Annotated in this window: 22 protein-coding genes; 12 read left to right on the plus strand and 10 right to left on the minus strand. The window is 74.0% G+C overall.

The genetic code is table 11. The annotated features are described in order from the left end of the window. Window position 1: 1 nt before the first annotated feature. The 4 genes from ACOJVX_RS13185 to ACOJVX_RS13200 form a co-directional block, all read right to left on the minus strand. Window positions 2-1,669, minus strand: coding sequence for an ABC-F family ATP-binding cassette domain-containing protein (locus ACOJVX_RS13185; RefSeq protein WP_422646786.1), 1,668 nt, complete (start codon window positions 1,667-1,669; stop codon window positions 2-4). Between the two features lie 287 nt (window positions 1,670-1,956). After that, a complete protein-coding gene (locus tag ACOJVX_RS13190; protein WP_026418041.1) occupies window positions 1,957-2,592 on the minus strand; it encodes a class I SAM-dependent methyltransferase in 636 nt (211 codons plus the stop codon). Between the two features lie 147 nt (window positions 2,593-2,739). Next, complete coding sequence (locus tag ACOJVX_RS13195; protein ID WP_418155698.1) at window positions 2,740-3,798, minus strand: NAD(P)/FAD-dependent oxidoreductase; 1,059 nt, start codon at window positions 3,796-3,798, stop codon at window positions 2,740-2,742. Between the two features lie 251 nt (window positions 3,799-4,049). Then, window positions 4,050-5,039, minus strand: a complete 990-nt coding sequence (locus ACOJVX_RS13200; protein WP_026418043.1) for a WYL domain-containing protein — start codon at window positions 5,037-5,039, stop codon at window positions 4,050-4,052. 63 nt (window positions 5,040-5,102) lie between these two features. On the opposite strand from ACOJVX_RS13200, the gene ACOJVX_RS13205 reads away from it, so the two are divergent. The 6 genes from ACOJVX_RS13205 to ACOJVX_RS13230 all read left to right on the plus strand — a co-directional run bounded on the left by ACOJVX_RS13205 (window position 5,103) and on the right by ACOJVX_RS13230 (window position 11,244). Further along, window positions 5,103-5,714 carry a DinB family protein gene (locus ACOJVX_RS13205; protein WP_372492946.1) on the plus strand — a complete coding sequence of 204 codons (612 nt, stop codon included), beginning with the start codon at window positions 5,103-5,105 and terminating at the stop codon, window positions 5,712-5,714. A gap of 195 nt (window positions 5,715-5,909) precedes the next feature. Further along, a complete protein-coding gene (locus ACOJVX_RS13210; protein WP_418155697.1) occupies window positions 5,910-7,022 on the plus strand; it encodes a winged helix DNA-binding domain-containing protein in 1,113 nt (370 codons plus the stop codon). 133 nt (window positions 7,023-7,155) lie between these two features. After that, window positions 7,156-7,926: an SDR family NAD(P)-dependent oxidoreductase gene (locus ACOJVX_RS13215; RefSeq protein ID WP_026418046.1), complete on the plus strand. Its 771-nt coding sequence runs from the start codon at window positions 7,156-7,158 to the stop codon at window positions 7,924-7,926. A 1,442-nt stretch (window positions 7,927-9,368) separates the two neighbouring features. Further along, window positions 9,369-9,776 carry a YciI family protein gene (locus ACOJVX_RS13220; protein WP_026418047.1) on the plus strand — a complete coding sequence of 136 codons (408 nt, stop codon included), beginning with the start codon at window positions 9,369-9,371 and terminating at the stop codon, window positions 9,774-9,776. Between the two features lie 449 nt (window positions 9,777-10,225). Continuing rightward, window positions 10,226-10,525: a hypothetical protein gene (locus tag ACOJVX_RS13225; RefSeq protein WP_418155696.1), complete on the plus strand. Its 300-nt coding sequence runs from the start codon at window positions 10,226-10,228 to the stop codon at window positions 10,523-10,525. 170 nt (window positions 10,526-10,695) lie between these two features. Then, on the plus strand, window positions 10,696-11,244 hold the full coding sequence (locus tag ACOJVX_RS13230) for a GNAT family N-acetyltransferase (RefSeq protein ID WP_026418049.1): 549 nt from the start codon (window positions 10,696-10,698) through the stop codon (window positions 11,242-11,244). 122 nt (window positions 11,245-11,366) lie between these two features. On the opposite strand, the gene ACOJVX_RS13235 is transcribed toward ACOJVX_RS13230, so the two are convergent. Further along, on the minus strand, window positions 11,367-12,257 hold the full coding sequence (locus tag ACOJVX_RS13235; protein ID WP_418155695.1) for a LysR family transcriptional regulator: 891 nt from the start codon (window positions 12,255-12,257) through the stop codon (window positions 11,367-11,369). Between the two features lie 68 nt (window positions 12,258-12,325). Between ACOJVX_RS13235 and ACOJVX_RS13240 the strand changes: the two genes are divergently transcribed. Both ACOJVX_RS13240 and ACOJVX_RS13245 read left to right on the plus strand, forming a co-directional pair. Next, on the plus strand, window positions 12,326-13,252 hold the full coding sequence (locus ACOJVX_RS13240; protein ID WP_081715330.1) for an EamA family transporter: 927 nt from the start codon (window positions 12,326-12,328) through the stop codon (window positions 13,250-13,252). Further along, complete coding sequence (locus ACOJVX_RS13245; protein ID WP_016697936.1) at window positions 13,249-13,875, plus strand: NAD(P)-dependent oxidoreductase; 627 nt, start codon at window positions 13,249-13,251, stop codon at window positions 13,873-13,875. The genes ACOJVX_RS13240 and ACOJVX_RS13245 overlap by 4 nt, the downstream gene beginning before the upstream one ends. 263 nt (window positions 13,876-14,138) lie before the next feature. On the opposite strand, the gene def is transcribed toward ACOJVX_RS13245, so the two are convergent. After that, window positions 14,139-14,738, minus strand: coding sequence for a peptide deformylase (gene def, locus ACOJVX_RS13250; protein ID WP_418155692.1), 600 nt, complete (start codon window positions 14,736-14,738; stop codon window positions 14,139-14,141). A gap of 169 nt (window positions 14,739-14,907) precedes the next feature. Between def and ACOJVX_RS13255 the strand changes: the two genes are divergently transcribed. After that, on the plus strand, window positions 14,908-15,477 hold the full coding sequence (locus ACOJVX_RS13255; protein WP_051313691.1) for a winged helix-turn-helix domain-containing protein: 570 nt from the start codon (window positions 14,908-14,910) through the stop codon (window positions 15,475-15,477). Window positions 15,478-15,642: 165 nt separating this feature from the next. Here ACOJVX_RS13255 and ACOJVX_RS13260 read toward each other — a convergent pair whose 3' ends face one another. The 3 genes from ACOJVX_RS13260 to ACOJVX_RS13270 form a co-directional block, all read right to left on the minus strand. After that, entirely contained in the window at window positions 15,643-16,857 is a 1,215-nt protein-coding gene (locus ACOJVX_RS13260; protein WP_422646787.1) for a GDSL-type esterase/lipase family protein, read from the minus strand. A 1,202-nt stretch (window positions 16,858-18,059) separates the two neighbouring features. Then, window positions 18,060-18,446, minus strand: a complete 387-nt coding sequence (locus ACOJVX_RS13265) for a VOC family protein (protein ID WP_016697942.1) — start codon at window positions 18,444-18,446, stop codon at window positions 18,060-18,062. A gap of 160 nt (window positions 18,447-18,606) precedes the next feature. Continuing rightward, on the minus strand, window positions 18,607-19,068 hold the full coding sequence (locus ACOJVX_RS13270; RefSeq protein WP_030106938.1) for a MarR family winged helix-turn-helix transcriptional regulator: 462 nt from the start codon (window positions 19,066-19,068) through the stop codon (window positions 18,607-18,609). A gap of 61 nt (window positions 19,069-19,129) precedes the next feature. Between ACOJVX_RS13270 and ACOJVX_RS13275 the strand changes: the two genes are divergently transcribed. Next, window positions 19,130-19,888 carry an SDR family NAD(P)-dependent oxidoreductase gene (locus ACOJVX_RS13275; protein ID WP_016697944.1) on the plus strand — a complete coding sequence of 253 codons (759 nt, stop codon included), beginning with the start codon at window positions 19,130-19,132 and terminating at the stop codon, window positions 19,886-19,888. 25 nt (window positions 19,889-19,913) lie between these two features. On the opposite strand, the gene ACOJVX_RS13280 is transcribed toward ACOJVX_RS13275, so the two are convergent. Continuing rightward, the gene (locus tag ACOJVX_RS13280; RefSeq protein ID WP_016697945.1) at window positions 19,914-20,465 is read right to left on the minus strand and encodes a DinB family protein; all 552 of its coding nucleotides are present in this window, start codon (window positions 20,463-20,465) and stop codon (window positions 19,914-19,916) included. A 566-nt stretch (window positions 20,466-21,031) separates the two neighbouring features. Between ACOJVX_RS13280 and ACOJVX_RS13285 the strand changes: the two genes are divergently transcribed. Both ACOJVX_RS13285 and ACOJVX_RS13290 read left to right on the plus strand, forming a co-directional pair. Next, window positions 21,032-21,871, plus strand: coding sequence for a nitroreductase/quinone reductase family protein (locus ACOJVX_RS13285; protein WP_418155689.1), 840 nt, complete (start codon window positions 21,032-21,034; stop codon window positions 21,869-21,871). 127 nt (window positions 21,872-21,998) lie between these two features. Beyond that, complete coding sequence (locus tag ACOJVX_RS13290; RefSeq protein WP_418155688.1) at window positions 21,999-22,844, plus strand: pentapeptide repeat-containing protein; 846 nt, start codon at window positions 21,999-22,001, stop codon at window positions 22,842-22,844. Window positions 22,845-22,848: the final 4 nt, after the last annotated feature.

Below are 22,848 nucleotides of genomic sequence, written 5' to 3' on the forward strand. Positions count from 1 at the left end.
GTCATCTCCCTGCTGGGGGCCGCGACGGCCGGACGGTCTCACCGGGCCGGGAATCCTCCACCAGCCGTCCCTCGGACAACCGCAGCCAACGCTGGACCCCGATCGCCGAGAGGAACCGTTCGTCGTGGCTGACCACGACGAACGCACCCTGGTAGGCGTTCAGCGCGCTCTCCAACTGGCCGACGCTGACCAGGTCCAGGTTGTTGGTGGGTTCGTCGAGCAGCAGCAACTGGGGAGCGGGCTCGGCGAACAGGACGCAGGCCAACGTGGCGCGGAGCCGCTCCCCACCGGAGAGCGCGCCCACCGGTAGCTGGGCGCGTCCGTCCCGGAACAGGAACCGGGCGAGCAGGTGCATCCGCCGCGACGGCGGCAGCTCGGGTGCGAAGGCGGCGAGGTTCTCCGCCACCGTCCGGTCGGGATCGAGCAGGTCCAGTCGTTGCGACAGCGCGGCGATCCGCCCCTCCACCCGACGGGTCGTCCCCTCGTCCGGCCGCCACTCGCCGGAGACGAGACGGAGCAGGGTGGACTTCCCCGAGGCGTTGGCACCGGTCAGCGCGATCCGTTCGGGGCCTCGGATGGCCAGGTCGACCCCGTCGCCACCGAAGAGGTCACGGTCACCACGCCGCACCCGGAGTCCCTGCCCGAGGAACACCGTCCGCCCGGCGGGCAGGTGCGTCGCGGGCAGGTCGAGGGAGATCCGCTGGTCGTCCCGGACGGCGCGTTCAGCCTCCTCCAACCGCGTCCTCGCCTCGGCCACCCTGGCGGCGTGGGTCTCCCTGGCACGGCCCGCCGACTCCTGCGCGCCGCGCTTCAACCCGCCCGCGACGATCCTCGGCAGGCCCGCGTTGCCCAGGTTGCGTGCCGCGGTACTGGCCCGCCGCTCGGCCCGCTCCCTGGCCTGTTGCATCTCCCGCTTCTCCCGGCGGACCTCCTGCTCGGCGCTGCGGACGGCGCGTTCGGCGGTCTCCCGTTCGGCGCGGACAGCCTGTTCGTAGGAGGTGAAGTTCCCTCCGTGGAAGCGGAGCCGACCCCGGTCCAGTTCGGCGATGCGGTCCATCTGGTCCAGCAGCGTCCGGTCGTGGCTGACGACGACCAGGCATCCCTGCCAGGATGCGAGCACCTCGGACAGCCGGCGGCGGGCGGCCAGGTCGAGGTTGTTGGTGGGTTCGTCGAGCAGCAGGACGTCGGGGCGGGCCAGCAGCCGGGCCGCCAGGCCGAGGGAGACGATCTGCCCCCCGCTGAGCGTGCCCAGCCGGTGTTCGGGACGGACGTCGTGGAGTCCGAGCCGGTCCAGCTCGGTGCGGGTGCGGTCCTGGACGTCCCAGTCGTCGCCGATGGTGTCGAACAGCTCCTCGCGGGTGTCGCCGGCCTCGATCGCGGCGAGCGCGGCCAGCCGTGGCGCCACTCCCAGCACCTCGGCGACGCTCAGGTCACTGGACAGCGGGAGCGTCTGCGGGAGGTACCCGACGACGCCGCGTGTGGTGACGCTTCCCCCGGTGGGCTGCTGCTCGCCGGCGATCAGGCGGAGGAGGGTGCTCTTGCCGGCGCCGTTGGGTGCGACCAGGCCGGTGCGGCCGGCCCCGAGGGCGCAGGACAGGCCCTGGAGGACCGTGGTGCCGTCGGGCCAGGCGAAGGACAGGTCGGAACAGGTGATGGCGGCATCGGACATGGGATACCTCGCGGTGCTCGGACCGTCCGGCCCCGCACGCGCGGGACGGGAACGGGAGGAGGAAGGGACGACGGCGGCCCCGGCGGCGTCACACGCTGATGCCGGCGGCCAGGGCACATCCGGGCTCACCCGGAGATGTCGTCGTCACTCACCACGTTCGGTCTCCCCCTGCTGGGAACACTGCTCCCGGCCACGGTAGCAGCAGTGTCCACCCAGTTCCGGGGGCCAGGCGCACCGAGGGCGGCGGGGAAACCGGCGGGAGGCGGACGACGCTGTCCACCTCCTGGTCACCGCTGGCGCCGCCGGACCCGGACGATGCTGTCGGTCATGGCACCGGGCTGGCCGTCCGGGCCGTCCTGGGCGCGGGTCCACTCCTCGCAGCGCAGCTCCTCCCACTCCTGATCCGCCAGCGCCAGGCTGTCCAGGACCTCCCGCGCGCTCGGGAACCTCACCTCCTGGTGCTCGCCCGTGGCCCAGGACGGGCCGGCGGCGTGCCCGACGACCAGCAGCGTCCCGCCCGGTCGCACCGCGGCCGCCGCCCTGCGCAGGACCCGTTCCCGGGGCAGTTCCCTCGGTGACTGGAGGAACTGCGCGGAGACGAGGTCGAACTCCCCGGCGGGGAAGGACACCGCGAGGTCGTGGTGTTCGTCGTCGACGAGGTGGCCGACGCCGGCCTCGTCGGCGTGTCGCCGGGTTCGGGCCAATGCCACCCGGGAGATGTCGGTGGCGGTGACCCGCCAACCCCGGCTGGCCAGCCAGACGGCGTCCCCTCCCTCACCGCACCCCAGGTCCAGGGCGTGTCCGGGGCTCAGGTCAGTGGTCTCCCGCACGAGTGCGGCGTTGGGTCTGCCGCTCCAGATCCGGTCCGAGCGGTCGTAGAGGTCGTTCCAGAACTGTTCGTCCTGGCTGGCGGCAGTGGACATGGTCGACTCCTCGTCGCGGTGGTGGTGACGTCGTGTCTCCCGCCGTCGGCCCCGTCCGGGGAGCCCGTCGGTGGGCTGGGGCGGGCGGGCTGGTCCCGGGACGCCGGCGCCGGGGCGCGGCCCAGGAACGGGGACGCGGGCACCGGGTCACAGGCCGTGCCGCGCGCCACCCACGACCCGGTCGGTGACCTCCTGTTCCCGGCGGGGGGTGAACCCGCCGTAGGCCCGCACGGCCTCGGCGGTGTCCTCGGTGACCAGGTCGGTGTTGATCAGGGCCCCCGCGCGGACGCCCGAGGCGGCGGCTCCGACGATCTGGTCGGCCAGGCTCGTCACGTTGCCGGCCACCCACACCCCCGGCACGGTGGTGGCGCCCGTGGGGTCCGCCGGTACGTGCGCTCCGATGGAGTGGCCCCGCATCTCCTGGTCGGCGGCGGTCAGTCCGAGAGCGCTGAGCACCTCGGCGCGGGCCGCGAAACGCGGCGACACCACCAGCGCCTGGCAGTCCACCTGGCGGCCGCCACCCAGGGTGACCCCGGCCAGTCGGTCCTCCTCCAGCCGCACCCCGGTGACCTCTCCCCGCACCCGGGTGACACCACGTGCGGCGAGCTGCTCGGCCTCCTCGGGGGTCGGTCCGGCCCAGGTGTGCTCGAACAGCGTGACGTCGGTGCTCCACTGCCGCCAGAGCAGCGCCGCGTGCACCGCCATCGGTCCGGTGGCCAGCACCCCGATGCGCTGGTCCCGCACCTCCCAGCCGTGGCAGTACGGGCAGTGCAGCACCTCCCGGCCCCACCGCTCCCGAAGACCGGGCACCGGGGGCAGTTCGTCGACCAGGCCGGTGGCCACCAGCAACCGCCGGCTGTCCACCACCGTCCCGTCCGCCGTCGTGAGCTGGAACTCCCCGCCGCCGCCCCGGGTGGCGGACACGACGGTCCCGGTCAGGAACTCCCCGCCGTAGGAGGCGACCTCGGCGCGACCGCTGTCCAGCAGTTCAGTCGGTGCCGCGCCGTCGCGGGTCAGGTAGTTGTGGGCGTGGGCCGCCGGCGCGTTGCGCGGCCGACCGTCGTCGATCACCAGCACCGAACGCCGCGCCCTGGCCAGGGTCAGCGCGCCGCTCAGCCCCGCCGGCCCGCCGCCGATGACGACGACGTCCCACCGGGGCCCCGCGCGCCGATCTTCCTGCGGGGCACCGTTCTCCCTCTCGGTCATCTCAGGACCTCCTCTCCGACACGAGAGTGCCGACCGAGACGCGATGTCGCCAACTCCTGTTGCCGGTATGGCAAAAATTGGTGTGCGCGGAGGGGACCCGTGACGCCACCACAGCCACCTCGGGCGCGCTCACCCCACGGACACGGCGTCCCACCGGACCACGACGACCACACCGAGGTCGGATGCCGGCACGGGCCTTCCGGGGCGCCGGGCGACGAACCCGACCACAGCCCTGGCCCTCGGCCCTCGGATCACTCCCCGGAGGCCGACACCGCCGCCGAGTAGCGGCGGGCCAGACGCGCGAAAGCCTCCCGCAACTCACGCGGCCCGACGATCTCCAGGTCGACGTCGAAGGAACCGATCTCGGCGGCCAGCCGCGTCCAGGACCACGAACCCAGGACCAGGCGACAGCGGTCCGGGCCGACGGCCTCCACCACCCCGTCCCACGAGTGGCGGGTCACCGCCGACGCGGGAAGATCGAGGATCACCTCACCACGACAGGGCCAGTCACCGGACTCGCCCGCCCCGAGGAACCGGCTGGTCACGAAGGCGGACACCCCACCTCCCGGTAACGGCCTGGGGGTGAATCGAGGCCCCGTCGGGGTGCGCGGGGTGATCCGGTCGGCGCGGAAGGTCCGCCAGTCCCCGCGATCCAGATCCCAGGCCACCAGGTACCAGCGCCCACCCCAGGCGACCAGGTGGTGGGGCTCCACCCGCCGAGGCGGTCCGCCCACGCCGCCCTCCCCCTGGTCCACCGGGCTGGCGTAGTCGAACCGGAGCACCTCCCTGGCGTGGACGGCGGCGCCGAGCGCCACGAGCACGGCGCTGGCGACACGGCCGCCCGTCCGCGCCGGTGGCTCCACCGAGGTGAACGGGAAGGTGTCGATGCGACGGCGCAACCGGGCCGGCAGCACCTGCCGCACCGTGGTGAGCGCCCGCGCCGAGGCCTCCTCGATACCCGCCCCCGTCACGGTGGCGATCTGGAGCGCGATGGCCAACGCGACCGCCTGCTCGTCGTCGAACAGCAACGGCGGCAGCTCACTGCCCGCCCCGAGCCGGTAGCCCCCGTCGGGCCCCTTCACCGCGCCGATGGGATAGCCGAGTTCCCGGAGGCGGTCGACGTCCCGGCGCACGGTGCGCGGGCTGACACCCAGCCGTTCGGCCAACGCCGGACCCGGCCAGTCCCGACGCGTCTGGAGCAGCGAGAGCAACGACAGCAGCCTCGCCGAGGTTGTCGGCATGGTTTCCAGCATGCCCGAAGAAGCGGACACACCCTGTCCTCTTCCGGTGCCATCGTGGGCGACGTGCCAGTCAACGACACCCACCACGAGGACGGAGACCCCGTGTCCACCACCCCCGCCGCCGCTCTCGACACCGAGCGGGCCGACCTGCTCGACGCGCTCGCCGCCGCCCGCGCCGCCCTGATCACGACCGTCCAGGGGCTCAGCGACCAGCAGCTCGCCGAACGGCCCACCGCCAGCGCGCTGTGCCTGGGCGGAATCGTCAAGCACGTGACCAGCGCGGAGGAGGAGTGGATGAACTTCGTGCTCCACGGCCCGTCTGCCCTGCGCTACGAGCTGCCCGAGGGCGTCACCTGGGACGACGTGGCCGCCGGCACCGCACGTGAGTTCCCCCAGTGGATGATCGACCACCAGAACGACTTCCAGTGGTCGCCGCAGGACACCCTCGCCGGCATCCTCACCCGCTACGAGCAGGTCGCCGCCCGCACGGAGGAGATCATCAACGGCGTGCCCGACCTCTCGACCGCCCACCCCCTGCCCGAGGCACCCTGGCACCAGCCCGGCACGGTGCACAGCATCCGACGGGTGGTGGCGCACGTGATCATCGAGACCGCCCAGCACGCCGGACACGCCGACATCCTGCGGGAGACGCTGGACGGGCAGACCTCGAGCTGACCGGACGGGGGCGGTGCCCGGTCCCCTTCCGGGCACCGCCCCAGCCCGCGTCGGTCCGCTCCCCAGCACGACGACCCCGGTCGCGGCCGGGCCCGCTCCCACCCCCTTTCCACGCCCCGCCCCGGTCGCGCACGACACCGCCGCCTCCCCCGCGCACCCACCGCACCCACCGCACCTCGAGGAGAACGCCGCCCCATGAGCCCGACGACCGTCCTCGACACCCGGGCGCTCAATCGCGCGACACTGGCCAGGCAACTCCTGCTCGACCGCGCGCACCTCCCGGTCCTCGACGCCGTCGCCCACCTGGGCGGGCTCCAGGCACAGGAACCGCAGGAACCGTTCGTCGGGCTCTGGTCGCGGCTCCGCGCCTTCCGCCCGGACGCGCTCTCGGAGCCGTTGACCGGCCGCCGGGTGGTGCGGGCGCACCTGATGCGCCGGACCGTCCACCTTCTCACCGCCGAGGACGCGCTGGCCTGGCGCAGCCGCCACGACGGGATGCTGCGCCAACGAGTGCTGGGTGTCTACCGCGACGCGCTGACCGGGGTGGACCTCGACGCGCTCGCCGCGGCGGGTCGCGCGGTGCTGGCGGACGGCGAGCCCCGGTCGATGTCGGAGCTGGCGCGCGCGGTGGCCGACGGCTGGCCCGGGGTCGGCCCACGACCACTGGGGGAGATGCTGGTCGCCGCCCTCATCCCCACGGTGCAGATACCGCCCCGCGGGCTGTGGCGAACGAGGGCCGGAGCACGGTACCGCCCGCTCGCCTCCTGGTTGGGCCGGGAGCCCGCCGAGTCACCCGCCGAGGGGGAGCCCGACGCGGTCGGCGCGGCGCTGCTCCGCCGGTACCTCGCCGCGTTCGGGCCGGCGGCCTCGGCCGACCTGCGGGCCTGGTGCGGCCTGACCGGTCTGCCCGCGGCGGTCGCCTCGATCCGCGAGGAACTGGTCTCCTTCCGGGACGCACGGGGCCGCGAACTGCTCGACCTGCCCGACGCGCCCCGCCCGGACCCCGACACGCCCGCCCCGGTCCGGTTCCTCCCCGCCTTCGACAACGCGATCCTGGGCTACCACGACCGGACCCGGATCATCGACACCGCCCACCGCCGCCTGTCCGTCGAGGGAGCCCGCGTCGTCCTGGTCGACGGGCGCGTCCGCGCGACGTGGACCGTCGACTCCGCGACCGTGGTCGTCACGCCGTTGTCGCCCCTGTCCACGATCGACCGCGACGCGGTGGTCGAGGAAGGCCGCGCGCTGGCGTCGTTCCTCTCCGACCACGACACCCAGGACGTGCGGATCGCCTCCACCTCGGATTGAGGGAGAACGACCCCGCGCGCCGTCCAGCGCGGAACCCGGTGCGGTGCCGATACTGGCTGCGACCGGACGACACCGACCCGTCAGCCGGGTTGACGGCGTGCGGGACGCACCCACGACGGAAGGAACACCACCGATGACGTTCCCCATTCTCGAAGGCAAGGTCGCGATCGTGACCGGCGCGGCCATGGGCATGGGCGAGGCCACCGCCAAGCTGTTCGCCGAGGCCGGGGCCCGGGTGGTGGTCGCCGACCTGAACGAGGAACGGGGCAGGGCCGTCGCCGCCGACATCGAGTCCGAGGGCGGCAGTGCCCTGTTCCACCAGGTCAACGTCGCCGTCAGCGACCAGGTCCAGGCGCTGGTCGCCGCGACCGTCGAGCGGTACGGGAGGCTGGACGTCGCCGTGAACAACGCCGCCGTGGCCCCCGACGACCAGCCTGTCTCCGACTTCGACGAGCAGTACTGGGACCGGGTGCTGGCGGTCGACCTCAAGGGCACCGCGTTGTCGATGAAGTGGGAGCTCCGCCAGCTCCTCCGCCAGGGCGAGGGCGGTTCCATCGTCAACATCTCCTCGGTCAGCGGCTTCCGCCCCCAACCCCACAACCCCGCCTACGTGGCCGCGAAGCACGGCGTCAACGGCCTCACCAAGACGGCGGCCCTGGAGAACGGCGCACACGGAATCCGGGTGAACGCGGTCGCCCCGGGAGCGATCGACACCCCGATGCTGCGGGGCGCGCTGGAACAGCTCGGCCTCACCGAGGAGCAGTACGCACCCCAGCTGAGCCTGCTGGGCCGTTTCGGCCAACCTCGTGAGGTGGCGCAGGCCAGTCTCTGGCTGGCCTCCGACCTCTCCTCCTACGTCACCGGGTCGGTGATCCACGCCGACGCCGGGTACACCAGTCGCTGACCGCCCACGCGGTACGCCGCGGGGCGGCACGCCCGGGACCGGTAGCTCAGCGTTCCGCCCGCCCGGTCGGGAGCCCCGCTGTCGCCGTGGACCGTGGGAGACGTGGGCCGGGGCGGCGGGGTGCGCCGGCCGGCGGGGCAAGCCAGACGAACGGCCGCCGGCGCGCGGGGAAGCCGGGTCCCCGACGGCCGTGGCCCTCCGCCCTGGGCGGCACCGGATGGGCACACCCACAGCCGGTTTCGGCTCATCGGCCGTGAGGGCCCTCGACCAGGCTTGGAGCGGCCTCTCCGCCTGGCCACCTCGACTGCTCACGCTTCCCGGACCGGCGCGCGGCGGCCGTCGGTGCCCGACCGTGGCCGTCCCAGGGGACGGCACGTCACCGGCGGCCGGCGCCGGTCGTTTCCGGCGGGTCCCCTGGGCCATGCGGTGCGACCAGGAGCCGGTCCTCTCGTGGTGGGGTTGACCCGTCGGCCGCGCGGGGCGTGCGCGATGCCGTGAGCGCGGTTCCCCGCCGATCCGCTGCCGTCCAGTCCCAGTCCTCACCGTGGTCCCCTCGGGGACGCCGCCGCGACCGAGGACCGTCCGCGTGAGGCCGACGGTCCCGCGCCTTCCCGGGTCTGGACGCTGTTCGGCTGCCCACCGGCTCCCGGTGCGCCCCTCGCCGGTTCGGGTGAGGCGCGCGGCCGTCGCGCCCAGGACCGGCGCCCCGGGGTTCCTCGGGAGAACGTCCCGCATACCCCGTGGTGGTCCACCGTCTGCCCAGGTCCGCCTGGGCCAGGGCCGGCGGGATGGCAGGGGACAGGCCCGCTCGGTGTGCGGCGCACGGGCACCGTTGCCGCTGCCCCACCGCTCGGGGCGAATCCGTGGTCAGGGCGGGGGGAACCCGCCGGCCGTTCTTACGTCACCGTGACGGAACAGCCCGGTGTGGCTACGCCGGCGAAGATCCCTGTTCCACCCCGCTCAGGCGCCCCTCGACCCAGGGGCGCGGGGTTCACGACGTCACCGTCGAGGCACCCGCGCCCCTGAACCCGGCGGAGCGGCGCGGACTTGGGGGTTGTCCTCGCGCGGGGACGACCGCCCCGCCCCCTTCGCTGAGCCCCTACTCTTCCCCCGCCTTTCCGTTGGTTTCGTTTCGTAGTCACCAACCAAACGATACGAAATACCGTGTGCAGGTCAGCGCGTGACGCTTACCGCGCATAATCGCGCTTATGTGCGGTAAGCGGGTTGTGGGGGTGCCCTCGCGCGCCGAGGGGCGACTATCCCGTGGCTCGCGGTTCCGAGACCCGGACGCCGGGTGCCAGGGTGCTGATCCGGTGGACGCGATCCCCCGGTCGCCGACCGAGCATCGACGACCGGGGGCGTCGGTGCGGCGGTGTAGACAGGGAGGCCGAGAGCACGCCCACACTCCGTGCCCCCGCGAGGAACACGACAAGGAGACCCCGATGGCCAAGTACCTGCTGCTCAAGCACTACCGAGGGGCACCGGCCTCGGTCAACGACGTGCCCATGGCCCAGTGGGCGCCGGAGGAGGTCGAGGCTCACGTCCAGTACATGAACGACTTCGCCGATCGGCTCAGGAGCACTGGCGAGTTCGTCGACGCCCAGGCGCTCTCCCCCGAGGGCACCTTCGTCCGCTACGACGGGCCGGGGCGCCCACCAGTCACCCACGGCCCGTTCGCCGAGACCAAGGACGTGATCGCCGGGTGGATGGTGATCGATGTCGACACCTACGAACGGGCACTGGAACTGGCCGGCGAGCTGTCGGCGGCTCCGGGGGCGGGTGGCGAACCGATCCACGAGTGGTTGGAGGTGCGCCCCTTCCTGACCGAGCCCCCGACCACCGCGGAGTGATACGGAGGCGACACTCGTCGGCAAGGGTGACCGCGCCCTCCCGGGCGCCCGGGCAACGGGTTCCCTGCGCCGCTCCGGCTAGCTCGCCGACCACCCCTGCGCCGACGAGCTGCTCTGCCCGCACACCTCGGCCGCGTTGCCGTGCTTCCAACGGTTCTCCGGGCTCACCCCCCATCACCGGCACGCGGCGACGGTGAAGCTCATGGACCGCCCCCGCTGCGGTGCCTCCGACGTCGACCCGATCCAGACCGGCGCGGTCGCGGCCGACGAGGACACGACCCCTTCACCTTCTCGGTACTCCCCGGAACACGCACCGGGTCCGCTGGGCAGCGTTCAACGGCACCAGCCGACATGACCGACGAGGAGTTCCGGGGGAAGGCCGCGGTGGGCGCCTGGGACGGGATGCTGCCGATCTCCCTCCCTCCCCGGGCCTCGGTGGCTCGGCCAGCGTGACCCTCGACATCGGGTTCATCAGCCCGTTCCTGGCGTGGTGTTCGGTGAGCATGGTGGATTCCCTGGTGGACTTCGACCGGGACAACGCCTACGCCACCGACATCTTCACCGTGGACGAGACGCGCACGACCTCGCGGGTGACCGGCGGGGACCACTGGGGACCGCCGGGCAGCGACGACAACGTGTTCGAGCCCGCGCTGGTGGGTACCGGGCAACGAGTCAACTACTGGCTGCGCGGCGTGCACGCCGACGATCTGGACACCTTCGGCTACGCCTGCCTGCTGGTCACGGAGTGACCGGCCACCCCCCAGCAGGTGCTGCCGTCACGTGGAGCCAGAGGTCCCGGGTGGCCCTGGCACCCGTGCCCGTCGCGGGTGGTTCCGGTCTCACCCGGAGCGGCCAGGGCCGGTCGGGCGACGCGGCAGCCGCCGGGATCCTGGCCGGCCCCGGTCTCTGGGGTGACCTGATGACTGAGCTCGGACCCGTCACCTGGCCGCCCGCCCCGATCAGGACCGATCGGCTCGTGCTCCGCGAGTCCGAGGCCCGGGACCGCGCGAGGTTCGTCGAGCTCTTCGCCTCGCCCGAGGTGGGTACGCACATCGGCGGGTCCCGCCCGCACGCCGAACTCGAACGCGCGGTGCCCGAGGTGCCCGGGCGGCGACCCGGTTCCTTCGTGGTCGAACTGGGCGGGACGATGATCGGTGTCGTCACGCTCGACCGGCGGGACGCCGAGCACGGGGGCCAGGTCCGCCCGATCACCGGGAAGGTCGAACTCGGTTACCTGTTCCTCCCCGAGGTGTGGGGGCGGGGCTACGCCACCGAGGCGTGCGCGGCGGTCCTCGCCTGGTTCGCCGCCGCGCTGCCCGGCGAGCAGGTGGTGCTGCGCACCCGGACCGCCAACGACCGCGCCAGGCGCTTGGCGCTGCGGCTGGGGTTCACCGAGGTGGAGCGGTACGAGGAGTACGGTGCCGAGCAGTGGTTGGGGACGTGTGCCCCGAGCGCGTCGACCGGGTGAGTTCGGCAGCGGGGCGGGTGGTGTCCTTGAGCTCCCGGGACCCCTGACCAGCTGAACCACCGTGGGCTCACCAACGAGGGGTGGCGCACGGTGGGCTGGCGCCGGAACGCACGCGCCCGCGCCTAGTCGCGCCCGCCGTCGAAGGTGATGTCGAGTTCCGCGAGGAACGCCGTCGCCGCCGGCGTCAGGGTCCCCTGGTTCCAGATGAGGTGCTCCACCCGAGTGGGAGCGTCCCGGACCGGGACCGGGACCACCCCCGACAGGTGGGGGGCGTAGCGGGAGGGCAGCAGCGCCACGCAGAGGTTCTGGCGGACCAGGCGCACCATCATGACGTCCACCGTGGTCACCTCGAAGGCGACCTCGCGGTGGACACCGGCGGCGGCGAACGCCTGGTCGGACTGCGCTCGTCCCGCCGTCCCCCCGGGGAGGTCCACGAACGGTTCGGCGCCCAGTCGGGCCAGGTCCACCTCGGCCTCGTGGGCCAGGGGGTGGGTGGGCGCGACCACCGCCACCAACCGGTCCTGGGCCAGTCGCCGCGCCCTGACGCCCTCTGGTCGGGACGTCACCGGCAGCCCGAGGAACCCGATCTCGATCTCGCCGTTCCTGACCTGGTCGACGAGGTGTTCGCTGGGCCCGACCCGCAGGGCGACCCGCACGTGGGGGTACCGCTGGCGGAAGGCCCGCAGGGCGGCTGGGATGTCGACCGCGGCGACGGTGGGGATCACCCCGACGGTGAGGCGCCCCCGCACCTGGCCGACCGCCGCGGCGACCTCGGCGGCGGCCCGTTCCGCGGCGTCGAGGCACTGGCGGGCCAGGGGGAGGAACGCCGCGCCGGCGGGTGTCAGGCGCACGCGTCGGCTGGTGCGGTCGAAGAGGCGGGCGCCGAGTTCCCGTTCGAGGCGGGCGATCTGGTGGCTGAGCGCGGACTGGACGACCAGGCACCGCTCGGCGGCCCGAGTGAAGTTGTTCGTCTCGGCGACGGCGACCACATACCGCAGTTGGTGAAGTTCCACGAAATCCATCGTGATCGTCGATCAATGCCATGACAACCATGTGTTGGACTCATTGATCGTCGGCGGTGATGCTGGTCGTCGTGAGAAACCTGATCACGGTGCCCGCGGCGGCCGGTGTCGCGGGTGTCGTCACGACGGCGTTCGCGCCCGCGGTGTGGGGGACGACCTACGTGGTCACCACCGAACTGCTGCCCCCGGGCCATCCGCTGTTCGCGGGCGTCGTGCGCGCCCTGCCGGCTGGGCTGGTCGCGTTGGCGATCACTCGCGCGCTGCCGCGTGGGGTGTGGTGGATGCGGGCGGCGGTGTTGGGGGTGCTCAACATCGGGGTGTTCCTCCCCCTGCTGTTCGTGGCCGCCGAGCGCCTTCCCGGCGGGGTGGCCGCCACCCTGGCCGCGGCCCAGCCGCTGGTCGTGGCGGTCCTCGCGGTGGTGGTGCTCCGGCAGGCCCCGTCGGTCCGGGGCATCGGGTGGGGGGTCGCGGGGGTCGCGGGGGTGGGCCTGGTGGTCCTCGGTCCGGACGCGGTGTTCGACGCGGTCGGGCTCCTCGCGGGTCTGGGCGGTGCGGCGGCGATGGCGTTCGGGGTGACGTTGACCAAACGGTGGGGACGACCGGCCGGTGTGGGTGCGACCGCGTTCGCGGGTTGGCAGCTCGCGGCCGGTGGTCTGTTCCTGGTACCCCTCATGCTGCTGGTCGAGGGCCCGCCGCCACCGGTCGACACCCCCGCCGTGCTCGGCTACCTCTGGCTGGGCCTGCCGGGCGGGCTCCTCGCCTACATCCTGTGGTTCCGGGGCATCACGGCACTCCCGGTGACCTCGGTGGCCGTGCTCACCCTGCTCTCGCCGCTGGTGGCGGCCCTGCTGGGGGCGGTCCTGCTCGGTGAGCTCCTCGGCCCCCTCCAACTGGTCGGGTTCGCGCTCTGCCTGGCCGCGATCGTGGCGAGCCAGGCCACCCCGAACCTCGTTCGGACAGTCAAGCGAAAGGAAACCACCTCATGAGGATCATCGTGGTCGGAGCCGCCGGGATGGCCGGTTCCCGTGTCGTGACCGAAGCCGTCGAGCGGGGCCACCACGTCACCGCCGTGTTCCGGGAGACGCGTCCCGAACACCTGCCCGCGCAGGTGGAGATCACGCACGGCGATGTGACCGATGTCGACCGCATGACCGGGGTGTTCGAGGGTGCCGACGCGGTGGTCGGCGCCACCCGACCCGCCCCGGGTGCGGAGGACACCGTCACCGCGACCACCACGGCGCTGCTGGACGCCGCCGAGGCGACCGGCGCCCGTGTCCTGGTCATCGGCGGTTCCGCTCCGCTGCGAGGGCCGTCCGGTGGCCTGGTGTTCGACGACGCGCGGTACGTGCCGCCAGCCGTGCGCGCCATCGCCGGCGCCAGCATCGCGCAGCTGGCCGCCTGCCGGGTCCACCCCGCCGACTGGGTCTACCTGAGCCCGCCCGCGTTGCTCGAACCCGGCCGTCGGACCGGTGGGTACCGGCGTGGCACCACCACACTGGTCACGGCCGCCGATGGAACTTCCCGGATTTCGGCGGAGGACCTCGCGGTGGCCGTGCTGGACGAACTGGAGAACCCCAGCGGGGATCGCCAGGTCACCGCGGCCTACTGATGAGATCGGCCGCACGGGAGGTGGCCCCGGATGTTCACGGCCCGCACCTTCCGCGCGGTAGGGCCGGGGACGGGCCGTTGGGGCGCGGCCGCCGTCCGCGTCGGGACGAGTGGTCGGCCGCTCTCCCCGACGGGCCGCATCTCCACCCCGCTGGGCTGGGTGGTGGGTGCCAGGACCAGCGACCGGGGGCGGTGTCCCTTCTCCGCCGGGGGTTCCGGTCGGGTCGCGGCGGGCGCCGGGCCGGGGGCGAGGCGGCGCTGTCCTCATTTGCCCATCGCCGCGGCCAGGGCGGCCCGTCGGGCGAAGACCCGGTCCTGGGAGGCGGCCATCTCCCGCAGAGCGGATTTCCGTTCCCTCCCGGACAGCCTGTCCAGGTACAGCTGACCGTTGAGGTGGTCGGTCTCGTGGCGCAGACACCGGGCGAAGTAGCCCCTGCCCTCGATGACCAGGGGGTTTCCGTCCAGGTCCTGGCCTCGGGCCACCACCCGGTCGGGGCGGGCCACCACCCGGTAGGGCCCGGGCACCGACAGGCAGCCCTCGGGTTCCTCGACCAGCCGCCGCTGGTCGGCCGGGATCTCGTCGAGGACGGGGTTGAGGATGTGGCCGACGTGGCAGATCCCCCACTCGTCGGTCATGTCCCACACGAACACCCGCAGGTCCACGCCGACCTGGTTGGCGGCCAGGGCCGCGCCCTCGGCCGCCTGGTTGCTGGCGAACATGTCGTCCACCAGCTGGGCGAGTGCGGCGGTGCCGAACTCGGTGACCTCACGGCACGGGCGCCGCAGCACCTCCTCACCCACCACGGTGATGCGACGGACCGCGCCCCGCTCGACCTCGGGCGGAACGCGGGGGTAGGAGTCCACGGGGATTCCCCGCAGTCGCACTCGTCGGTCCCGTGCCGCCCCTGCCTGGACATCCATCGTGCACCGGCGCCTTCCCTGCTCCCTGGGCGGCTCCTCCGCGTCCCGTGGGACACCACCGGGCGGGGGGCCGCCGTGATCGAACATTCTGCAAAGTAGCAGACTTTGCAAAATGGACGTTGATCCGAGGTCTCCCTCCACACCAGGCGGGGGCAGGCGCCGCTCCCGGCGCAGCCTGCCCGACCACCCGGTGCGGGTCGCCCTGCTGGACCTGCTCGCCGAGCACGGCAGTCTCACCTCGAGCGAGGCCGGGGCCCGCCTGGGCCGCAGCTCCGGCGTCTGCTCCTTCCACCTCCGCCAGCTCGCCCGGCACGGCCTCATCGAGGAGGTGCCCTCCGACGACGGACGTGCCCGGCCCTGGCGGTTGCGCTGGGGCCCGACTGAGGATCCCGACCCGCACCCGAGGCGCACCGCCACCCTGCCGTCGAAGGACGGGGTGGCGGCGGAGGACCCGGGTGGGTCGCGGCACCGGGAGGTGGCCGAGCCGTCGACACCGGACGCCGCGTCGTTCACCGCCGTCCTGCACCTGTGTCCCGAGGAGGCGGCGGACCTGGCCGCGTCGATGCGCCGCCTCGTGGCGAGGTATCGGGAGCGTGCCCGTCCCTCCCCCTCCCGCCCCTCGGGGGGCGTGCCGGTGGCCGCCCTCGTGCAGCTCCTCCCCCTGCTGCCCGAGGAGCGCTGAGCAGCTCGGCCCGCTACCGGCCGGTGGGCACGGGGGCGCGGTGACGCGGGCGCGACCCCACCGGTCGGGTCGTCGAGGGGTGTCGCCTCGTGGCCGGCCCGGCCGGCCCACCACCCGCGCGCCCCTCGGCTCCCTCGACCACTGCCGCCGGCGGGATAGCCGGGGTCAGCCGGCGGCGGCGAAGGGGCCGCCGGCTCCGAAGACGCGGGCGGCGAACCGCTCGCCGATCCGGTGGTGCGTCGCGGTGTCCGGGTGGAGACCGTCGGGCAGAGGGAGGTCCTCGGCGTCCCCCCTGCCGTAGAGGTCGAGCCCGTCGAGGTAGTGCAGGTGCGGGTCCTGGGCCGCGCGGCGGCTGACGACGCGCGCGAGTTCGTCGCGGATCACGGTGAGCGTGAGCTTGCCGGCGGTCCGCTCGGCCGGGTCACCCAGGGCACGGAACGCCAGGGTGCCCGAGCTCGAGTCGGGCACCAGGGGACCGGGGGTGTCCTCGTGCAGGGGGCAGAGCAGCGGGGAGATCACCAGCAGGGGGATGCCCGGGTGGCCCTCCCGCAGGGTGTCGAGGAAGCCGTCCACCGCCGGGGTGAAGGCCCGCAGTCGCATCAGGTCGACGTTGACGAGGTTGATGCCGATCTTGACGCTGATCAGGTCGGCGGGGGTGTCCCGCATGCTGCGCGCGGTGAAGGGGTCCAGCAGCGCTCCGCCGCCGAATCCGAGGTTGACGAGGTCCACCCCGCCGAGGGAGGCGGCCACGGCCGGCCAGGTGGAGGTGGGGCTGGCCGCGTTGGAGCCGTGGCTGATCGAGCTGCCGTGGTGCAGCCACACCCTGCGGCCCTGTCCCGGGCTGGCGTCGAGGGGCGCGTCACTGCGCAACGCGACGAGTTGGGTGATCTCGGTGTGCGGCAACCAGATCTCGACGTCCTTGACCCTGTCGGGGAGGTCGGTGAACCGGACGGTGCCCACGGGTCCGGGCACGGTGCTCGTGTCACCGGTGGAGGGGTCCAGGGTCAGGACGTCACCGCCGGACAGGACGCCCCGCGCGGTCAGCCCGCCGTCCACGACGAGGTCGTAGACACCCTCGGGGAGCGCGAGATCGGCCATCCCGGCGTAGCGGGTCGTCGTCCGGTGCGCGTCGAGTTCCAGGGTGGTGGCGCGGGTGCGGAACGCCAGCCGGACGCCGGCGGGCCTGGCCTCGGCCAGCCCCAGGTGCTGGTCGGGGATCTGGGCGCGGGCCCAGGCCGGGAGGCGGTGGGGCAGCAGGCCGTACTGGCCGTGTTCCAGGTCGAGGGCGCCGCGCACCAGGCTCGCCGTCACCGGTGTGGTGATGGGGGCCGCGGGTGCGTGGTGGTGCCCGGCCGGGGCCGGTTCGTGCTGGGGGTTCATCCGCTCACCCTGGCAAAACCCGCCGCCGGGAGGCACCCCGTTTCCCGTGCTTCCCCCGACCGCACCGCCCCTCCCTCACCCGATCGGGGCGGCGGTCGGCGGTGTGTGCCGGTGGTGCGCGGCGGAACCGCCCGTCCCGACCGCCCCGGGCCGCCCGCCCACTCACCCGATCCGCGGGCGCGCCAGGGGTGATCCCGGGTTCCCCGGGAGCGGGGCGAGGCGGCCGTCCCCGGCGGCGAGCCCGGTGAGCGGGTGGCAGGGCTCCATCAGGGCGAGGGTGCCCTCGGTGTCGGGCGCGCGTTCGTGCTCGGCCACACCGGGGTTCGGGTATGACCGCGTTTCCCAGCAGGACGGCGACCTCGTCGGGACGGTGCGGATCTCGCGGGTGAACGCGGTAGCCGCCCGCGGCGCCGGGCCTCCCGCCTCCCCCGCCCGGGGTGCTGGTGGAGAAGGCGACCGTGACGACCCCGAAGATCGACCCGCGCGGGAGCGTGGACCGTGGGACTCGACGTCGAGGGGGACACCGTGCCGCCCTGACCCCACGGGGCTCGCGCGGCCTCCGGTCCCCTGGTCGAGCAGCGAAGAGCGGCCGGCAGGGCCGCCCGCTACCGGTCCATCGTGCCCTCCGGTGCCCTGACCTGGTCCTGGGTGAGCGCCCCGGTGGCGGCCAGCCGGTCGAACCCCGCGCTCACCACCGCCGCCGAGTCGGGGGGTCGACGGGGAACGCGGGCGGGAGCGGGGGCCGGGCCGGCGCCGGGTCGATCCGGTGGAGTGCCTGGGCGTGCGAGTCGACCTGGTGGCGCGGGTGCGGCCGCTGGTCGGCGGTGCGGGTGGGCCAGGGCCTCCTCCTGGTTGCTCCGGGCGTTCACCGGGGGGACCCGCTCGTGGCCGAACGGGGTGCCGGCGTCACGCTCCCCGGGGCGCCGACCTCAGCGGGGAGGACGGCGGTGAGCCGGGACTCCCGGAGGAGGCCGGACCGGTGGGCGACCCGGATGAGGGGCCGCTCGGCGAGCCAGGCCGCGTTCGTCCACCCCGCCCGTCCGTCCCCTGGTCGGGGTCGACGCCGTGGTTGCGGTGCACGGCGTCGACGATCAGCCAGGGCGGGTGTCCCTTCCCGCTGGTCCGCCTCGGGCGTGGTCCGCGGGGTCGCGCGTGTGTGGGCGGCCTTCTCCGGGTGTGCGGGGGGAGAAGGCCGCACGGGCTCAGACGAGGGTGGACAGGCAGAACGGGTGGCCGGCGGGGTCCAGCAGGACGCGCCACCGGTCCGGCGCGGGTTGGTCCACGGCCTCGACCGCGCCCAGCGCGACCAGCCGGTCCCGTGCGCCGTCGAGGTCCTCGACGCCCAGCTCGAGGTGGGCCTGCTTTCCCCGGGCGGGTGCTGGCCAGGTCGGCGGCTGGTAGTCCTCCACGCGGGTGAAGCCCAGGTCCGGGCCACCGTGGACACCGAGGAGCACGAAGTGGTCGCTGGAGTGGATGACCGGCAGTCCCAGTGCCTGGTGGTAGAAGCGGGCGAGGGCGGCCGGGTCGGCGCAGTCGAAGGTCACGGCGACGTAGCGGGGCAGGCCCTCGGTGGGGGTGGTGGTCGTCATGGGGAGGACGGTAGGAGGGGATCAGGTCAGGTTCGGTCCTGTTCGTGGTGGCCTCTGGTGGTGTTCCGCCGTGTCGGCCGTGCCCTCGCGGTGCCGCGCGTACCCGCCGGGTTCCGCTGGGGGTTCCGGGACGGCGGCGGGGCGCGGGGTGTCGCGGGGTTCAGTCCTCGGTGAGCGCGGCATCCCCGACGAGGTTCCGCAGCCGGCTGGTCGCCTGGTCGAGGACGGTGAGGGCGGTCTCCCGGTCGGCCGGGTCGAGGTCACCGAGGGTGTGCTCGGCGAGGTCGGCCCAGGCCCGTTCGATCTCGGGGACGAGGGCTCGCCCGGCGTCGGTGACCACGATGCGGACCTGCCGCCGGTCGGTGGCGACCGGTTCCCGGCGGAACCAGCCGCCGTCCTCCAGGCGGGCGAGGCTGCGGGTGGCGGTGGGCGGTTCGACGCCCAGGCGCGCGGCGAGTTCCGAGACGGTCATGCCGTGCCGTTCCCTGGCGAGGATCCACAGCAGCACGTCCTGGCCGGGATGCAGCCCGAGCTCGGCGAGTCGCCGCGCCTTGGCGGCCCGGTAGAGCTTGCTGAGTTTGTTCAGGGTCCGGTTGATCCGGATCGCCGCACTCGGTTCCACCGCGGCATCCTACCGGTATATAGTCGGCTAACCATAAGTCGACTAACTAATTGGGGTGCGCATGGACCTCGGACTCGACCGCCGCGTCGCACTCGTCACGGGAGCCTCCGGAGCCATCGGCCACGCCACCGCGAGGACCCTCGCCCGCGAGGGAGCACTGGTCGCCGCCACCTGGTACCAGGCGGAGACCGAGGCGCGGGCCCTGGTGGAGACGATCGAGCAGGAGGGGGGAACGGCCCTCGCCGTCCACCTCGACCTCACCGACCCCGCCTCGATCACGCGGGCGGCGCGGCGCATCCGCCGCGACCTGGGAGCGGTCACGGTCCTCGTGGCCAACGCCGTGTCCTGGCCGCCCCGCGAGGCCGACACCGCCGGCGCGCTCGCCGCCTCGTTCGCCGCCAACACCACCGGGACCGTCGCCCTGGTCGACGAGGCGCTCCCCGACATGCGCGCCGCCGGATGGGGACGCATCGTGGTGATCTCCACCGACCTGGTCGACCAACCGCTGCCCGGGCCGGTGGCCTACCCCGCGGCCAAGGCGGCGCTGGAGGGCGTGGCCCGGGTGATGGCCGCCCGGGAGGCCCGACACGGGATCCTGACCAACGTCGTCCGCCCCGGCTTCACCCTGACCGACCGGGTCCGCTCCCTGCCCGACCACGGCCAGGCGGTCATCGACGCCGAGGCGGGGCGCACCCCGACCGGGCGGCTCTCCTACCCGGAGGACATCGCCGCCACCGTCGTCTACCTGGGCTCCGCCGCCAACGGCCACGTCAACGGGGAGGTGGTCTCGGTCTCCGGCGGGCGCGGTCTGACCCGGTGAGCGGCGGGAGGGCACCGGAGGCGGCTCACCCCGGTGGGGAAGTCGACCGGGCCGACCGCAGGGCGCACAAATGCCGGACCGCACCCACCTCGGCGACGTTCTTCGTCAGCTCCACCGTGACCCAGCCGGCGATGTCGACCAAGCGCAGCCCGCGGCCCCAGGGCAGGCCCTCGACCCGGTCGGTCGCCTCCAGGTCCTCCTCGGTCAGCCGCCCCAGTTCCGCCCGCCACCGCTGGTGGAGATCATCAAGCCAGGCGACGGTCTCCACCGCGCCACCCGGCCAGGTGATGTCGGTGCGCTCCGGGGCACCCGCGCCGAAGCAGTGCTCCAGGGTGGTGGTCCACCAGTAGCCGAGGTGCCAGGTGATCCACCCGATGGTCTGGGCCGGGACGGGGTCGGGTTCGGGCACCTGCCAGTCGGGCAGCCACCGGCCCCGCTCGTCGGGTCGCACCGTCCAGCAGTGGGGATCGGGTTCCCACAGGCAGGTGGCATCGTCGAGATCGCGGACGTGGTGGGAGAACAACGCCCAGGCGATGTCCAGCTGACGGAGGAGGAGGTCGACCCGCGGGCTCGGCACCGGCGGAGTGTGCCACCCGGCGGCCCACCCCGACCACCGAATATCCCGTGACCAGCTCCTCCGCCCCGCGGCGTCCGCGACCGCCAGCCCGGGGGGTGAGCACTCCCGCCCGGACACCACGCCGGCTCGGGCTGGGCGCGCCGGCCGACCCAGGACGGCGCCCCGGAGCACCCGATCCCTTCTTGTTCCGAGTACCCACACCGGAACGGCCCACCCGATTGAGTGGTCGCCATCATCTACTAGTGTGATGATCGTGACTGCCGGGTCGGCCATGGGCCAATCACGAGTGGGGCTCCCGGCCCTGGCGTGAGCACGGTGCGGGCGCGCGCTCCGCCCGCCTCTCCGTCGCCGGCCCCCGCCGTCGTCCCCGCACGGTGGCCGTCGATCCTCCACCCCTCCGCGCGCCGTTCCCCCCGTCCCGCGCACGGGACCGACACCGCGCGCCCGCGCCCCACCCGGCTCCCCCCGCCGCTCCAGGCCACGCCGGGTCGGGCGTTCACGCACTGGCCGCCCCCTGCCGTGTGGCGCTCGGCCACACCTCGACTCCCCGGGAGAGAACACCGCACATGTCCCCGTCCCCTGACGTCACGACGTCGATCATCGAGGAGTTCCGCGCCAACGAGGGCCGAGTGGGTGGCCCCGTCGACGGCACCCGACTCCTGCTGCTGACCACGACCGGAGCGCGCAGCGGCGCCCCCCACACCGTTCCCCTGGGCTACCTGCCCGACGGGGGAGAACGCATCCTCGTCATCGCCTCCGCCGGCGGAGCACCCCGGCACCCCGCCTGGTTCCACAACCTCGTCGCCCACCCCCGGGTGACCGTTGAGGACGGGGTGTTCACCTACCAGGCGGAGGCCGAGGTCCTGCGCGGCCCGGAACGGGACGCGGCCTTCGCCCGCGCCGTCGAGTCCGACCCGGAATGGGCGCGGTACCAGGAGAACACCTCCCGCACCATTCCCGTGGTGGCGCTGCGGGAACTCCCCGGACCGCCGTCCTGGCCGTCCGCCGGCGCGGGCCTGCGCATGGTGCACGACGCCTTCCGCCGGGAACTCGACCTGGTCCGCGCCGAGGTCACCTCGGCCGGCACGGGCCTGGGGGTCCAGCTGAGGATGAACTGCCTGACGCTGTGCGCCGGGCTCGGCGCGCACCACCGGTTGGAGGACGAGCACCTGTTCCCGGCGCTGCGCGCCCGCCACCCCGAGTTGGGTGCGGTCCTGGACCGGTTGGACGAGGAACACGAGCGGATCGCCGCCGCGCTCACCGAACTGCGGGCGGTCCTGGACCGCACCGACCTCGACCGGGACGAGCTGGTGGAGCGGGTGGACCAGCTGACCGGGGAGGTGCTCGGCCATCTGGACTACGAGGAGGAAACCCTGATCCCCGTCCTGGACGCGCACCTGAGCTGAGGCACCGCGCCGGTCGGGGGCAGGCCACCGAGGACGCCCCGCCCCCGACCGGACACCCGGCGACTGCCAGACTCCCCCGCGACACCACGCCGGCCTCCCGAACCCGGCCGGGGAGAGGGGAACATCCGTGGCAGAGCCACCAACGCCTGGACCCGCCGCCGAGACGACCCTGCGCGCGGACTGCCAACGGTGCGTCGGGTTGTGCTGCGTCGCGCTCCCCTTCACCGCCTCCCAGGACTTCGCGGTGAGCAAGGACGCCGGCCAACCGTGCTCCCACCTGCGGGTGGACCACGCCTGCGGCATCCACGACCAGCTCCGCCCCCGGGGGTTCGCCGGGTGCACCGTCTTCGACTGCTTCGGAGCCGGCCAACAGGTCACCCAGGTCACCTTCGGAGGGCGGGACTGGCGGGGCGACCCCGGTGTCGCCGGACCCATGTTCGCGGTGTTCCCGGTGATGCGGCAGCTCAACGAACTGCGCTGGTATCTCACCGCCGCACTGGCCCTGCCCGCCGCCCGCCCGGTGCACGCCGACCTCGACGCGGTGCTCACTCGGGCCACCGCACTGGCCGACGCCGACGCCGAGGTCCTGCTGGGGCTGGACCTGCCCGCGCTGCGAGCCGAGGTCGGTGCCCTGCTGGGGCGGGCCGGCGACCTGGCCCGCGCCGAGGCACCCGTGGCCGGCCGCGACCACCGGGGCGCTGACCTGATGGGGGCGCGTCTGCGGCGGGCGGACCTGCGGGGCGCCACCCTGCGGGGGGCCTACCTGATCGCCGCGGACCTGCGCGGCGCGGATCTGCGGTGGGCGGACCTGCTCGGCGCCGACCTGCGGGACGCGGACCTCTCCGGCGCCGACCTGCGGCACGGCGTGTTCCTCATCCAGGCCCAGCTCGACGCGGCCCGGGGCGACGCGGCCACCCGGCTCCCCGCCGGTCTGCGACGGCCCTCGCACTGGGCGGACCGCGAGCGCAGCTGACACC

The sequence above is a fragment of the Actinoalloteichus caeruleus genome, from assembly GCF_049311605.1.
Lineage (GTDB): Bacteria > Actinomycetota > Actinomycetes > Mycobacteriales > Pseudonocardiaceae > Actinoalloteichus_B > Actinoalloteichus_B caeruleus.

Excerpts from the sequence above, each read along its gene's own strand:
- ACOJVX_RS13265 (WP_016697942.1), bottom strand. The coding sequence starts at position 18,446 with ATGACGACCACCACCCCCACCGAGGGCCTGCCCCGCTACGTCGCCGTG.
- ACOJVX_RS13185 (WP_422646786.1), bottom strand. The coding sequence starts at position 1,669 with ATGTCCGATGCCGCCATCACCTGTTCCGACCTGTCCTTCGCCTGGCCC.
- ACOJVX_RS13285 (WP_418155689.1), top strand. The coding sequence starts at position 21,032 with ATGTCCCCGTCCCCTGACGTCACGACGTCGATCATCGAGGAGTTCCGC.
- ACOJVX_RS13275 (WP_016697944.1), top strand. The coding sequence starts at position 19,130 with ATGGACCTCGGACTCGACCGCCGCGTCGCACTCGTCACGGGAGCCTCC.
- ACOJVX_RS13190 (WP_026418041.1), bottom strand. The coding sequence starts at position 2,592 with ATGTCCACTGCCGCCAGCCAGGACGAACAGTTCTGGAACGACCTCTAC.
- ACOJVX_RS13200 (WP_026418043.1), bottom strand. The coding sequence starts at position 5,039 with ATGCCGACAACCTCGGCGAGGCTGCTGTCGTTGCTCTCGCTGCTCCAG.
- ACOJVX_RS13210 (WP_418155697.1), top strand. The coding sequence starts at position 5,910 with ATGAGCCCGACGACCGTCCTCGACACCCGGGCGCTCAATCGCGCGACA.
- ACOJVX_RS13215 (WP_026418046.1), top strand. The coding sequence starts at position 7,156 with ATGACGTTCCCCATTCTCGAAGGCAAGGTCGCGATCGTGACCGGCGCG.
- ACOJVX_RS13245 (WP_016697936.1), top strand. The coding sequence starts at position 13,249 with ATGAGGATCATCGTGGTCGGAGCCGCCGGGATGGCCGGTTCCCGTGTC.
- ACOJVX_RS13255 (WP_051313691.1), top strand. The coding sequence starts at position 14,908 with ATGGACGTTGATCCGAGGTCTCCCTCCACACCAGGCGGGGGCAGGCGC.
- ACOJVX_RS13220 (WP_026418047.1), top strand. The coding sequence starts at position 9,369 with ATGGCCAAGTACCTGCTGCTCAAGCACTACCGAGGGGCACCGGCCTCG.
- ACOJVX_RS13230 (WP_026418049.1), top strand. The coding sequence starts at position 10,696 with ATGACTGAGCTCGGACCCGTCACCTGGCCGCCCGCCCCGATCAGGACC.
- ACOJVX_RS13240 (WP_081715330.1), top strand. The coding sequence starts at position 12,326 with ATGCTGGTCGTCGTGAGAAACCTGATCACGGTGCCCGCGGCGGCCGGT.
- ACOJVX_RS13260 (WP_422646787.1), bottom strand. The coding sequence starts at position 16,857 with ATGAACCCCCAGCACGAACCGGCCCCGGCCGGGCACCACCACGCACCC.
- ACOJVX_RS13195 (WP_418155698.1), bottom strand. The coding sequence starts at position 3,798 with ATGACCGAGAGGGAGAACGGTGCCCCGCAGGAAGATCGGCGCGCGGGG.